The sequence below is a fragment of the Microvirga sp. M2 genome (assembly GCF_047497095.1).
In the GTDB taxonomy this organism is placed as follows: Bacteria; Pseudomonadota; Alphaproteobacteria; order Rhizobiales; family Beijerinckiaceae; genus Microvirga.
Map to the genome: position 1 here is coordinate 905400 of NZ_CP134063.1, position 13610 is coordinate 919009.

The 13610-nt window shown below is 66.4% G+C and carries 13 protein-coding genes; 6 read left to right on the forward strand and 7 right to left on the reverse strand.

The annotated features are described in order from the left end of the window. Nucleotides 1-8 precede the first annotated feature (8 nt). From RE429_RS04260 to RE429_RS04280, 5 genes are all read left to right on the forward strand, one after another. Nucleotides 9-1331: an ABC transporter substrate-binding protein gene (locus RE429_RS04260; RefSeq protein ID WP_414473127.1), complete on the forward strand. Its 1323-nt coding sequence runs from the start codon at nt 9-11 to the stop codon at nt 1329-1331. A gap of 123 nt (nt 1332-1454) precedes the next feature. Continuing rightward, a complete protein-coding gene (locus RE429_RS04265; protein ID WP_414474117.1) occupies nt 1455-3146 on the forward strand; it encodes an ABC transporter permease in 1692 nt (563 codons plus the stop codon). A 28-nt stretch (nt 3147-3174) separates the two neighbouring features. Then, nucleotides 3175-4272, forward strand: a complete 1098-nt coding sequence (locus RE429_RS04270) for an ABC transporter ATP-binding protein (protein ID WP_414473128.1) — start codon at nt 3175-3177, stop codon at nt 4270-4272. A gap of 75 nt (nt 4273-4347) precedes the next feature. Beyond that, the gene (gene gph, locus RE429_RS04275) at nt 4348-5016 is read left to right on the forward strand and encodes a phosphoglycolate phosphatase (RefSeq protein ID WP_414473129.1); all 669 of its coding nucleotides are present in this window, start codon (nt 4348-4350) and stop codon (nt 5014-5016) included. A gap of 59 nt (nt 5017-5075) precedes the next feature. Then, the gene (locus RE429_RS04280; protein ID WP_414473130.1) at nt 5076-5705 is read left to right on the forward strand and encodes a histidine phosphatase family protein; all 630 of its coding nucleotides are present in this window, start codon (nt 5076-5078) and stop codon (nt 5703-5705) included. A 217-nt stretch (nt 5706-5922) separates the two neighbouring features. Here RE429_RS04280 and RE429_RS04285 read toward each other — a convergent pair whose 3' ends face one another. Genes RE429_RS04285 through RE429_RS04315 form a run of 7 tightly spaced genes read right to left on the reverse strand, consistent with a single transcriptional unit; the run spans nt 5923 to nt 12550 of the window. Beyond that, nucleotides 5923-6975, reverse strand: a complete 1053-nt coding sequence (locus RE429_RS04285) for a polyamine ABC transporter substrate-binding protein (protein ID WP_414473131.1) — start codon at nt 6973-6975, stop codon at nt 5923-5925. Beyond that, entirely contained in the window at nt 6972-8144 is a 1173-nt protein-coding gene (locus RE429_RS04290; protein ID WP_414473132.1) for an NAD(P)/FAD-dependent oxidoreductase, read from the reverse strand. Before RE429_RS04290 ends, RE429_RS04285 begins: the two co-directional genes overlap by 4 nt. Continuing rightward, nucleotides 8141-9517, reverse strand: a complete 1377-nt coding sequence (locus RE429_RS04295) for an FAD-dependent oxidoreductase (RefSeq protein WP_414473133.1) — start codon at nt 9515-9517, stop codon at nt 8141-8143. The genes RE429_RS04290 and RE429_RS04295 overlap by 4 nt, the downstream gene beginning before the upstream one ends. Further along, nucleotides 9514-9804 (reverse strand): (2Fe-2S)-binding protein, encoded by a 291-nt coding sequence (locus RE429_RS04300; RefSeq protein ID WP_414473134.1) that lies wholly within the window; start codon nt 9802-9804, stop codon nt 9514-9516. The genes RE429_RS04295 and RE429_RS04300 overlap by 4 nt, the downstream gene beginning before the upstream one ends. 11 nt (nt 9805-9815) lie before the next feature. Continuing rightward, nucleotides 9816-10610: an ABC transporter permease gene (locus tag RE429_RS04305; RefSeq protein ID WP_414473135.1), complete on the reverse strand. Its 795-nt coding sequence runs from the start codon at nt 10608-10610 to the stop codon at nt 9816-9818. A gap of 5 nt (nt 10611-10615) precedes the next feature. Then, a complete protein-coding gene (locus RE429_RS04310; RefSeq protein ID WP_414473136.1) occupies nt 10616-11476 on the reverse strand; it encodes an ABC transporter permease in 861 nt (286 codons plus the stop codon). Between the two features lie 9 nt (nt 11477-11485). Further along, on the reverse strand, nt 11486-12550 hold the full coding sequence (locus RE429_RS04315) for an ABC transporter ATP-binding protein (protein ID WP_414473137.1): 1065 nt from the start codon (nt 12548-12550) through the stop codon (nt 11486-11488). A gap of 256 nt (nt 12551-12806) precedes the next feature. On the opposite strand from RE429_RS04315, the gene RE429_RS04320 reads away from it, so the two are divergent. Beyond that, complete coding sequence (locus RE429_RS04320) at nt 12807-13541, forward strand: IclR family transcriptional regulator (RefSeq protein ID WP_414474118.1); 735 nt, start codon at nt 12807-12809, stop codon at nt 13539-13541. Nucleotides 13542-13610: the final 69 nt, after the last annotated feature.

Below are 13610 nucleotides of genomic sequence, written 5' to 3' on the forward strand. Positions count from 1 at the left end.
GGAAACTGATGCTTCGCCATTCTGCCGCCGCGGCGGCCCTGGCCGGTGTCGCCCTGTTTGCGGGTGCCGCCTTCGCCCAATCCGGCAAGGTCACCGTCGTGACCTCGTTCTCGAAGGACGTCACCGATCCGTTCAAGCAGGCTTTCGAGAAGGCCCATCCGGGCGTGACCCTCGATGTGCAGAACCGGAACACCAATGCGGGCGTCAAGTTCGTCGACGAAACGAAGGCCAACAATCAGGTCGACGTCTTCTGGGCTTCCGCGCCGGACGCGTTCGAGGTTCTCAAGGGCAAGGGCCTGCTTCAGAAGTACAAGCCGAAGGCCGAGGGCATTCCGGAGAAGATCGGATCCTATCCGATCAACGATCCCGAGAATTTCTATTCGGGCTTCGCGGCCTCGGGCTACGGCGTCATGTGGAACGACCGCTACGCCAAGGCGAACAAGCTGCCCGAGCCCAAGGATTGGCAGGATCTCGCCAAGCCGGTCTATTTCGACCACGTGGCCATGGCGGCGCCGTCCCGCTCGGGCACGACGCACCTGACCATCGAGACGATCCTTCAGGGCGAAGGCTGGGATCAGGGCTGGCGCACGCTCAAGGAAGTGTCAGGCAACTTCAGCCAGATCACGGAGCGCTCCTTCGGCGTGCCCGAGGCGGTCAATTCCGGACAGGTCGGCTTCGGCATCGTGATCGACTTCTTCGCCTTCTCGTCCCAAGCCTCGGGCTTCCCGGTGAAGTTCGTCTATCCGACCGTGACGACCATCGTGCCGGCGAATGTGGGCGTGATCGCCAACGCCCCCAACAAGTCCGGGGCCGAGGCCTTCGTCGATTACCTCGTCTCTCCCGCCGGCCAGGAGGTTCTGCTCGAGCCGAGCATCCGCCGCCTGCCCGTGAACCCGGCCGTCTACGCCAAGGCTCCCGCCGATTACCCGAACCCCTTCAAGGATTCGTCTCTGGGAGCGCGGGTGAAGTTCGACGTGGACGTGTCGGAGAAGCGCACGAACGTCGTCGACGTCCTCTACGACCAGACCGTGACGTTCCAGCTCGACGCTCTCAAGGCGGCCACCAAGGCCATCCACGCCGCCGAGGCCGCGATCGCCAAGAAGGACAATGCCGAGGCCAAGGCCCTGGTGAAGGAGGCGCGCGATCTCGTGGCCGCCATGCCGGTCACCGAGCAGCAGGCCTCGTCGCCTGAAATCGCCGGCGCCTTCACGGGCGGCAAGGAGAAGGGCGCGCGTCAGGCCGAGCTCGAACAGAAATGGGCGGCCTTCGCCAAGGAGCGCTACCAGCAGGCTCAGGCCAAGGCCGAGCAGGCCCAGAAGCTGGCGCGCTGATCGTCGATCGGGCGGCTCGCTTCATCGAGCCGCCCGTCAAAGGCCCTTTTTAGACTTTTGAGGAGTGCGTCCATGGCTGGCGCCACCACCGCCGGGCGAGCGCGACTGCCGTTCGCGTCGTCCATGTCTTTCATGAAATCATCGGCGTCGCCGGGCCAGATCGCCCTGGCCTTCGGAATTGTCCTTTTCCTCGTCCTTTTCCTCATCGTGCCGGTCGGAACGGTGATCTACGTCGCCTTCACGGAGAAGGGGACGGGTGAATTCACTCTCGTCAATTTCCTCGATTTCGCGCGGACGGATCTGTTCATCCGGTCGTTCTGGAATTCCGTCTACGTGTCCGCGATGGCGGTGGTTGTCGCGTCGGTCTTCGCGCTGCCGCTCGCCTACATCACCACGCGCTTCGAATTCCGCGGCGCGATGCTGATCCAGACGCTGGGCTTCCTGCCGCTGATCATGCCGCCTTTCGTCGGCGCGGTGGCGATGCTTCTGCTGTTCGGCCGCAATGGAACGGTGAACCTGCTCCTCGACGATTGGTTCGGCATCAAGATCCCCTTCATGGAAGGGCTGAACGGCGTCATCTTCGTGCAGGCCGTGCACTATTTCCCCTTCATCCTGATCAACCTCTCGGCGGCCCTGCGCAACATCGACCGGGCGATGGAGGAGGCGGCGCAGAATCTCGGCAGCTCCGGCTTCCGCCTGTTCCGCCGCATCGTGTTTCCGCTCGCCATGCCGGGCTACATCGCGGGCGCGTCGCTCGTCTTCGTCAAGGTCTTCGACGATCTGGCGACGCCGCTGCTCCTGAACGTCAAGGACATGCTCGCCCCGCAGGCCTATCTGCGCGTCACCTCCATCGGCATCGCGGATCCGATGGGATACGTGATCTCCGTCGTGCTGATCTGCATGTCGATCCTGGCCATGTGGATCTCGGCGCGGGCCATGCGCGGCAAGGATTACGCCACCGTGCAGCGGGGCGGCGGCGGCCTGGCGAAGCGCCGGATGCGGCCCTGGGAAAGCGCCATCGCGTATGGGGCCGTCCTGATCATTCTGTTCCTGGTTCTGGCACCGCATATCGGGCTTCTGCTGCTCTCCTTCGCGACGGTCTGGTCCTTCAGTCCGCTGCCCGACGCCTATACCCTTGCGCATTACGGGCGCGTGTTCGGCGAGAGCTTCGTCTACGTCAAGAACACGATGATCTATGCCTCCATCGCGGGCCTGATCGACGTCGTTCTCGGCACGGCCATCGCCTATCTGGTGCTCAGGACGAAGCTCATCGGCCGCGAATGGCTCGACTGGGCGGCCACCGCCGCGCTGGCGATTCCCGGCGTCGTGCTCGGCATCGGCTACTTGCGCACCTTCTACGGCGTGCAGCTGCCCGACGGCACTCCGCTCGCGGCGCTATGGATCATGATCGTGCTGGCGCTGGCGATCCGGCGCCTGCCATACGCTCTGCGGGCCTGCTATGCGGCCCTGCAGCAGATCTCGGTCTCGCTCGAGGAGGCGGCGGAGAATCTCGGCGCCACCAAGCTGCGCACGATCCGGCGCATCGTGCTGCCGCTGATGGCGGGCGGCATCCTGGCGGGCTTCGTCACGAGCTTCGCCACCGCCGCCGTTGAGCTCTCGGCGACGCTGATGCTCGTTCAGTCGAACGCGGACGCGCCTCTCGCCTATGGCCTCTACGTCTTCATGCAGTCGGCGGCGGGCCGCGGCCCCGGTGCGGCTTTGGGCGTCATCGCCGTTCTGCTCGTCGCCCTGTGCACCTTCGCGTCCCATCTGATCATCGAAAAAAGCCAAAAGGCCAAAGCGGCCGGGCGCTGACCGCGTCCGGGCCTGAGGAAACGACACCATGAACCAGCCTTTTCCCATCTCTTCGCTCGGGGCCAACGCCGTCGACGTCGACATCCGCAACGTCGACCTGTCCTACGGCTCCAACCATGTTCTCAAGGGCATCAACCTGCATATCCGGCCGGGCGAGTTCTTCGCCTTTCTCGGACCTTCCGGCTGCGGAAAGACGACGCTTCTGCGCCTCATCGCCGGGTTCAACCAGGCCGACGGAGGCGAGGTCCTGGTCGGCGGCCGCGACGTGTCGCACCTTCCGCCCTGGCGGCGGGATGTCGGCATGGTCTTCCAGTCCTATGCCCTGTGGCCGCACATGACGGTGAGGCGCAACGTCGCCTTCGGCCTCGAGGAGCGGAAAGTCCCGAAGGCCGAGATCGACAGGCGCGTCATGGCCGCGCTGGAACTCGTCGGTCTCGCGCACCTCGCCGACCGGCGTCCTTCCCAATTGTCCGGAGGCCAGCAGCAGCGCGTCGCCGTCGCCCGGACGATCGCCATCGAGCCGAAGGTGCTTCTCCTCGACGAGCCCCTGTCCAATCTCGATGCGAAGATGCGCGTGCAGGTGCGGCGGGAGCTGCGCGACCTCCAGCAGCGGCTCGGGCTGACGACGATCTTCGTCACGCACGACCAGGAGGAGGCGAACACGATCTGCGACCGGATCGCCGTCATGAACGACGGCATCGTGCAGCAGGTGGGCACCCCCATGGAGCTCTACGAGAAGCCCGCCAATCTGTTCGTGGCGAACTTCCTCGGCACGGCCAACATTCTGCCGGGCCGCGTGGTCCGCGAGGGCGGCGAGCGCTTCTTCGACATCGAGGGCGGCGTGCGCCTGCCGATCCCGGCTCAGGTGGTCGTGCCGGAGGGGGCCAGGCTGGTCTTCAGGCCCCAGCATGCGTCCCTGGGCAAGGACCGGGCGAGCGATGTCTTGCTGCCGGGCACCATCGTGCACAGCGAGTTTCTCGGTTCGACGCTCCGCTACGGGGTGAGAATCGGAGCCGCGGAGGTGTCCATCGACACGCCGTTCCATTCGGGCGAGGCGCTTCACGAGCCGGGCTCCCCGGTGGAGATCGGCCTGTCCCTGCGCTCGGCCCTCTGGCTCGCGTCCTGAGACGACCGATGCGGAAGGGGAGGCCGTCCCCTTCCGGTCTGGCCATCCCGCTTCAACCACGTTAGTACCCATCGCATGTCCCAGCTGAAAGCCATCATCTTCGATCTCGACGGAACCCTCGTCGACAGCGCGCGCGACCTTCAGGACGCGACGAACGCCCTCCTGGCGGAAGAGGGGCTGCGGCAGATCAGCCTCGACGAGACCAAGTCCATGATCGGGGACGGAGCCGCCAAGCTCGTCGAGCGCGCCGTCTCGGCGACGGGAGGCGATATGACGCGCCTGCCGGCGCTCGTCGCCCGCTTCCTCGAGATCTACCAGGCGAATGCATCCCGGCACACAGAGGCCTATCCCGGCGTGGCGGACACGCTCGCAGGCCTGCGGGGTCTGGGACTTCCCTTGGCGGTCGTCACCAACAAGCCCCATGCGGCCACCATGGACATCCTGGAGGCGCTCGGACTGCGCGGCTATTTCGACGCGGTGATCGGGGGCGATACGCTGCCCGAGCGCAAGCCGCATCCGGCCCCGGTCCTGATGGCTCTCGGGCAGCTCGGCGTGGCGCCCGAGGCGGCCCTCATGGTCGGCGACAATTACCACGACGTGCAGGCGGCCCGTGCGGCGGGCGTGCGCGCCTTCGCGGTCACCTACGGCTACAGCCACAAGCCGCACGCGGAGCTGGGCGCCGATCGTCTCATCGCGACCATGGCCGAGCTGCTCCCCGTCGTCGAAGGCGGCCTTGCGGCCTGACTTTTCCGAACGATCGTGTCCCGCGGCAGGCTCGCCGATCTGATCAGGAAACGTGGACCATGAGATTGACCCTGGTTCGCCATGGCGAGACCGTCTGGAATGCCGAGCGCCGCCTGCAGGGGCACGCGGATGCTCCCTTGTCGGAGCGCGGGATCGGTCAGGCCCGGCGCGCGGCCGAATTCTTCGCGGGCACGCCCGCTCCGAGCCTCGTCGTATCGTCGGATCTGAGCCGGGCGCGCCACACGGCCGAGCTTCTCGGCTTCTCGGCCTTCGCCACCGACCGCCGTCTGCGCGAGATGGATCTCGGCGACTGGACGGGCCGGTGGATTAAGGACATCGAGGCGTCCGACAAGGGGGCCTATCGCGACTGGCGGCTCGGGGTCTCCACGCCCCCTCGCGGCGAGGAATGGGAGCCGTTCTGCGCAAGGGTCGGGGATGCGCTTCGGGACGCGGTCGGCCGGTCCGAAGGCGATATCGTGATCGTCACGCACGAAGGCGTGGTTCGTGCGGCCTGCGCGATCCTGGTCGGCCTGCCGCCGTCCCGGCTCGCACCCGTTTCCCCGGCGGCCCTCACGATCTTCGACATCGACCGCGCGGCGCCATCGCACGCGGCGCGCCTCGTGGCGTTCAACCTCGCGCCGTCTCCTGGCGATCTGAGAACGCAGGGCCTCGATCACGCGCCGGTCTGACGGCGCCGGCCGGCTCGGGCCCTTCTTAAGCAAATTGTGACACCCTCGAACGTCATGCCCGGCCTCGATCCGGGCATCCACGTCCTTTCGGCACGGCGTTTCCCAAGACGCGGATGGCCGGGCCAAAGAAAAGAGCCGACTTCACTCCGGTGAAATCAGCTCTGGCCTTGTCGACGAAGGCGGACGCGCGACGCGTCCGCCCGTTTTCACGCGAGCATCAGCGCTCGATGGTCTTGTTCCAGCGGTTGTTCCATTCCGGCCGCTTCTCGTTGATCGCGTCCCAATCGAGGGTGACGGCGGTCTTCATGTTCTCGTGGAACGTCTTGAGCTTGGCTTCCGCTGCCGGCGTCGGCGCCTTGGCGTTCACGTTGGAGGGAATGATGTTGCCGTGCTCGAGCGCCTTGCTCTGGGCCTCGGGCGACAGGAGATAGGCGGCAAGCTTCTGCGCCAGCTCGGGCTCGCTGTTGTTGGCGATGACGCACTCGGTCACCATCAGGACGACGGAGCCTTCCTTGGGCTGCGCGTACTCGACCGGGATGTTCTTCTCCTGATGCGCCGCGACGGCGGTGGGCGTCAGGGGGAAGATCGCGGCCTCGCCGGTCTGCACCATCTCGGAGATCTTGGCCGAGCTCGGAATGTATTCGAGCACGTTCTTGCCGATGGTGTCCTTGAACTTCGAGAAGCCGGGCTCGACGTTCTGCTCGTTGCCGCCCTGGATCCGGTTGAACATCAGGAATGCGTGAAGGCCGAAGGAGGACGCTGCGGCCGACTGGAAGACGACCTTGCCCTTGTACTTCGGATCGGCGAGATCCATCCAGGAGGTCGGCGGAGCCCAGCCGTTCTCGTCGAACATCTTCTTGTTGTAGGCAAGGCCCGTCATGCCGAGGTCGATGCCGATCGCCATGTCGTTCTTCAGCCGGGCGCCCGGGGCGAGATCGGCCAGAACCGGAGAATCCTTGACCTTCTCGCAGAGCCCGGCGCCGATCGCGCGCACCATGACGCCGTCGTCGAGGAACATGATGTGCATCTGGGGATTGCCCTTGGATGCCGTGGCCTTCGCCAGGATGTCGGAGGACGTGCCCGGGACGACGACGATCTTCACGTCGTTCGACTTCTCGAAATCAGGGAAGACGTGCTGCGTGTAGGTCCGTTCGAAATTGCCGCCGTTCATGCCGACATAGAGCGTCTTGGTCTGCGCCTGGGCGGCTCCGGTAGCGGTGGTGGCGAGTGCCGCGAAGGCGACAGCCTGCAGAAGTCTGGTCCTAGTCACTTGGATGTTCCCCTTGTCGTTGGCTCTGAAACGCTCCCCGGGCGGAAATCCGTCTCCGCTGGGGTGAAACGATCGATGGCGAAGGATTGGATCGGCGTGCGGCTTTCGCCGTCACGGACGAGTTCGGCCAGGACTTCGCCAACCCCCGGCGCGATTTGGAATCCGGCTCCGGAGAAGCCGAATGCGTGGATGAGGTTCGGTGTCGTGCGGCTGAAGCCGATCACCGGGTTCCGGTCCGCCGTCTCACCTTCCGTTCCGCTCCAGAAGCGGATCGCATGAGCGTGGCGCAACGCGGGAAAAAGTGCCGCGGCGCGGCTCATGATGGTGATGGCGCCGGCACTCGTCGGACGCGAGAAATCCACGTCCGCAATCGCTTCGCCGCGCATGCCGCCGACGATGCAGTTGCCGCGCTCCACCTGGCGCGCATAGATGCCGCCGCCTTCCGCTCCGATATTCACGCTCATGAACGATCCCATGGGTTCGGTGACGATCATGCTCGGGTAGATTGTCTTGAGCGGAACCTGCTCTGCGAACGCGTCCGCGAAACGTCCCGCCCAGGCGCCGGCGCTGTTGATGACGAAGCGCGCCCTGATGTCGATTCCCCTCTCGGCTGACAGGTGAAAGCCTTCCTGCGCCTTCTCGACATGCAGCACGGGCGTCTGTTCGAGAACGTCGGCTCCCGCCCGCCGGGCCGCATGCGCGAAGGCTGCGGACACTAGGCGCGGATTGGCGTGCCCGTCGCCCGGACAGAGCGACGCACCGGCGATGTCGCCTGCGATCCAGGGGAAGCGCTCGCGCAGCTGGTCATGCCCGACGAGCTCCAGATCGAGGCCCATTCCCGCAACCCGGGCGGCATAGGCCTCGAGAGACGCCATCTCGGCTTCGGTTCTCGCCAGCTTGAGATGACCGGAGCGCACGAACTCTCCGTCGATGCCGATGACGTCCTTCAAACGCGGCCAGATCGCATGGGCGCGCAGCGACAGGGCGATCTGCTCGGGCGGGCGGCCCTGGCGACGCACGCCGCCATAGTTCACGCCGCTCGCCTGCGCGCCGCAGAAGCCCTTGTCGAGGAGCACGACGGAGAGCCCCATGCGCCGAAGGGCCAGCGCCGCCGAGCTGCCGACGAGGCCGCCGCCGATGATGGCTACATCCTTGTCGAGGCGACTCATGCGGTCTCTCCTTCGCTCACGATCGCGAGGGGAAGCGGTTTCACCGGCGGCTGGGCGCGCAGACGGCCCACGGCCGCCACGGGCCGGCCTCCGGCGGCCGCCAGAACTTCGGCGGCGGCGCTCGAACACATGCGCCCCTGGCAGCGTCCCATGCCGATCCGCGTGAGCGCCTTGAGGCGATTGAGTTCGGACACGCCCTGATCGCGTGCGGCGTGACGCACCTGGCCCACCGAAATCTCCTCGCAGCGGCACAGGAGAACGTCGTCCTCGACGCTGCTCGCCCAGGCGGTCGGGAAGGGGAAGGCCGCCTCGAGCACGTCCCGGAACCGGAGAATGCCTGCGAGCCTTCGCTCCAGGTCCGCAATCCGCGCGCGGTCGACGGCCAAACCGGCATCCTCGAGGAGTGCGAGAGCCGCGCGTTCTCCGGCGAGTTCCGCGGCGTCCGCGCCGGCGATGCCGGCGCCGTCGCCCGCGATGTAGATGCCGGCCGAGCTGGTGCGCCCCGCGGCGTCGCGCTCGGGCCGCCATGCGCGATCCCGTTCGTCGAAGACGAAGCGGCAGCCGGCGAGGTCCGCCAGTTGCGTCTCCGACCGGAGAGCGAAGCCGTAGCCGACGGCATCGCAGGCGAGACGGCGCTCACGTCCGTTCTCGCGCCAGACGACCGCGCCGACGCGGCCCTCGCCCTCGATCCGGGCAGGCTCGACGCCGAAGCGGACGGGAACGCCGCGCGCCATGAGTTCGGCCGCATAGCGCATGCCGCGGATGACGACGCCCGGCTGCGACAGCGCACCGCGGGCAAGATGCAGTTTCGCCAGGAACGGCGCCGTATCGAGGACGGCGGCAACCTTGGCTCCGGCTTTCATGTATTGCCAGGCTACGAGATAGAGCAGGGGCCCCGAGCCGAGGAAGACGACGTTCTCGCCGATGGCGCAGCCCTGCGACTTCAAGGCGATCTGCGCGCCTCCGAGGGTAAAGACGCCGGGCGTCGTCCAGCCCTGGAAGGGAACCACGCGATCGGTCGCGCCGGTGGAGAGGATGAGATGCGTGAACGGAAGACGCCGGTTGCGGCCGCCCTTCATGACGTCGGCGGCCTTGTCGCGGATGTGCCAGACCAGGCTTTCGGAGACGTAGTCGACCTTGTCCCGGATCCGGTCGAAGGCCTGATGCAGAGCGGTCGCCTTGCCGGCTTCGGACCCGTAGAGATCGCGAGGGCTGCGTTCGTCCGGAACGAGCCGCTGCCGGTAGATCTGGCCGCCCGGGGACGGCGCCTCGTCGACGACGGTCGGCCTGATGCCCGCGGCCACGAGAGCCTGCGCGGCGCGGATGCCCGCGGGCCCGGCGCCGACGATCAGCGGATGAAGGGCGTCGCTCACGATCGCGGCTCCGAAGCGGTTTGAAGATTCATGCCTTCCTCCAGGGGCGTGCTGCAGGCCCGGATCCGACGGCCGTCGGCCGTCAGAACCCAGCAATCCTGACAGGCTCCCATCTGGCAGAAGCCCGCGCGCGGCTCCCGCGAGAAGTCGCTGGAGCGCAGGCGGTCGGACTGGGTCAGGATGGCGGTCAGAACCGTGTCGCCCGCCCGTCCGGTGCAGGGCTCGCCGTTCAGCGAGAAGGCGATGGCAGGCAGGTCGTGTCGAGCGAGGCGCTTGAGGAGAGCCATGGTCGTTTCCTTCAGCGCTGTCCGACGAGGATACGGTCGAGGCCGAACGCACGGTCGAGGACGATCATCGCGGTCGCCGTCAGGGCGATCATGAGGGCCGAGACGGCCGCCATCATCGGATCGATGGATTCCGTCGCGTACATGTACATGCGCACGGGGAGCGTGATCGTCGCCGGCGACGTGACGAAGATCGACATCGTGAGTTCGTCGAAGCTATTGATGAAGGCCAGCAGCCAGCCGCCGGTGATGCCGGGCAGGATCATGGGGGCGGTGATGCGGCGGAACGTCGTCCACTGGTTCGCGCCGAGCGTCAGGGCCGCCTGTTCGGCGCTGCGGTCGAGCCCCGACAGCGCGGAGAGCACGAGGCGCAGCACATAGGGCGTCACGATGATGATGTGCGTCGCGACGAGCCACGCGAAGCTGCCCGTCGCGCCGATGAGCGCGAAGAGGCGAAGGAACGCGACGCCGAGCACGAGATGGGGAATGATCAGGGGCGACAGGAAGAGAGCGTTCAGGAAGTCTCTGCCCGGGAACGTGTAGCGGCTGATCGCCAGGCCCGCCGGAATCGCGAGCGCGACCGCCAGCGTCGCGGAGAATGCCGCGAGCCAGATGCTGTTCCAGAACGAGGTCACGAAATCCGGATGCTCGAAGATGGCCTTGAACCAGCGCAGCGACAGGCCGGCGGTCGGCAGGCTCAAGGTGTTCTCGGGCGTGAAGGCGACGAGACAGATGACGACGAGCGGGGCCAGGACGAAAGCCACCACGAGCGCGTGAAAGATGAGGGCGACGGGACCGTTCTTTTGCATGGGGATCACCCGAGTGTCCGGCGCGCGCGAGCTTCGACCATGCGGTTGTAGGCCAGCATGATGCAGAGATTCGCGACGAGCACGATGATCGCGATCGTGGCTCCGAGGGGCCAGTTCAGCTCCTGCAGGTATTCGTCGTAGACCAGCGTCGCCGCCATCTTGAGACGGCGCCCGCCGAGCAGTGCCGGAACCGCGAAGGCGCTGGCCGACAATCCGAACACGATGAGGCTTCCGGACAGCATGCCGAGCGAGACCTGAGGCAGAACGATCCGGCGAAGAGCCGTGAAGCGCGAGGCGCCGAGCGTCCAGGCCGCGGCTTCGACCATGGGATCGAGCTTCTGCAGGGCCGTCCAGACGGGGATGACCATGAAGGGCAGCATCACGTGGACGAGGGCGATGACGATGGCGGTTTCGGTGTAGAGGATCTTGGCCGGCGCCAGTCCGAGAGCCTCGAGGGCCTGATTGACGAGCCCCTGCGAGCCGAGGAGCATGCTCCACCCGAACGTGCGCACGACGACGGAGACGAGCAGCGGCCCGATGATGACGAGCAGGAAGACCGACCGCCACGGATCGCGCATCCGCGACAGGATGTAGGATTCAGGGACCCCGATCACGGCGCAGATGAGCGTCGTCAGAAACGCGATCCGCAGGGTCCTCCAGAAGACGCTGAGATAGTACTCGTCGGTGACGACGGCAGCGTAATGGGAGAGCGTGAAGCTGTTCTGGATGCCGGTGGAATAATCGTAGACGTGAAACGACAGGATCACGGTCAGCGCGAGCGGCAGCAGCACCAGCCCGGTGAAGAACAGGGCTCCGGGGCCGGCGAGCAGCCACGGAGCGGACAGGAATGACGAGCGCCGGGTCATCTTGGCACCTCACGCGGCCACGGCATGGCCGGGCATGATGCGCAGATCGGCGGGCGCCCAGTCGAGACCGACGGGAGAGCCTTCCTTCGGCGGTTCGCCGCCCTGATTGGGCGTGGAGACGGTCATCGTGCCGAGTGGGGTCTCGACGGTGAAGAGCCACTGGCTGCCGAGGAAGAAGCGGCTTGCGATGCGGCCGTCGAGGCGGCCCGCGCCGGCCGCACGAAGCAGGATCTTTTCGGGCCGGATCGACAGGGTGACCGGCTCGTCGGCCGCGATCTCCGGCGCGGCTGCCTCCAGAAGAAAGCCGTTGACGTCCACGGCCCCGGACGCGCCGTTGCGGCGCCAGGTTCCGGCGATGAGATTGGTCTTGCCGACGAAGGACGAGATGAAGGCGTTCGAGGGCTGCTCGTAGAGACGGTAGGGCGCGTCGACCTGGGTCATTCGCCCGGTTTCCATGACGACCACCCGGTCGCTGATGGAAAGGGCTTCGGCCTGGTCGTGGGTGACCATGATGGTCGTCGTGCCGACCTTGCGCTGAATCCGCCGCAGCTCGAACTGCATCTCCTCCCGCAGCTTGGCGTCGAGATTGGAGAGAGGCTCGTCGAGCAGCAGGACGGGCGGCGCGATGACCAGGGCGCGGGCGATGGCGACGCGCTGTCTCTGGCCCCCCGACAATTGGCGGGGATAGCGATCGGCGAAGGAGGAAAGCTGCACGAGCGACAGCGCGTCGCGCACGCGCTCCGTGCGCTCCGCCTGCGGGACCCGCCGCATTTCGAGGCCGAAGGCGACGTTCTGCGCAACCGTCATGTGGGGAAAGAGGGCATAGCTCTGGAACACCACGCCCAGGCCGCGCCGGTTGGGCTTTTCATGGGTGATGTCGCGACCGTCGAGCGAGATCCGTCCCCGGGTCGGTTCGACCAGCCCGGCGACCATCTGCAGCGTCGTCGTCTTTCCGCAGCCCGAGGGGCCGAGAAGGGAAACGAACTCGCCCTTGTCGATCTCCAGATTGAAGTCCCGCACGGCGGTGAACGGGCCGAATTCCTTGGAAACCCCTTCGAGTGTCAGGAACGCCATACAATCCTCCGATCATTGCAGCGCCTCAGACCGCGGCCCCTTTCAGCGCAAGGCCCGGGGGCCAAATCACGGACATGCGCCGAAGCAAGTCAACACTTCGGTTCCGCTTAATGAAATTTTTTTGAAATTTATTTCAGATAGCGTAAGAACGATTCGAAACAGAGTCGAGGAATTTCAGTTGGCGGAAGATACTGTATCCGGCGTGAGGCGTTCGCTGAATCTGCTGAAGGTTCTCGGGGCCGGGGATCCCCAAGGCATGCGCCTGACCGATATCGCCGTCGAAGGCGACATGAGCCAGCCCAGCGCCCATCGCGCCCTGAAGACCCTGATGGCCGAAGGATTCGTCGAGCAGGTCGAGGCAAGCCGCCGGTACAGGCTCGCCCTCGACTTCTTCGTGCTGGCGGCGCGTGCGGCCCATGCCGGCGGCCTGCGCGGTACGGTGCGGCCGGCGCTCCTGCGCCTGTCCTCGACCTTGAGCGACAGCGTCTTCCTGCTGGTCCGCAACGGCTTCGACGCCGTCTGCCTTGATCGCGTGGAGGGCCCGTTCCCGATCCGGACTTTCACGGGCGATATCGGCGGCAAGGTGCCGCTCGGGATCGGGCAGGGCAGCCTCGCGATCCTGTCCTATCTGCCGGAGGACGAGCGCGAGACGATCATCCGCTTCAACGTCCCGCGTCTCCTCGACCGGGGCGGTTTCGACGAGGTCGGCCTGCGGATGGAGATCGAAACCGTGCGCAGGACGGGATTTGCAAGCCTCAATACGGGCCTCATCCCCGGAATGGCCGGCGTCGGCGTGCCCATCCTCGACACGGAGGGCCGCGCCGTGGCGGCGTTGAGCATCGGAACGCTCTCCAACCGCCTAGAGGGCGATCGTCTGCCGCTGGTGGTCGCGCTGCTGCAGAAGGAGGCGCGCGAGATCGGCCGCCAGCTCAACCCGTTCGATCCGACGCTGCGCTACCCGGCCCGAAGCCTCGGAACGGGAGCGGCGTGACCGCTCGGGCGGGCCGACGGAGAATTGAGCGGGAGGAAACGGGATGCGGGGCGCAAAGAGCGCCCCGTC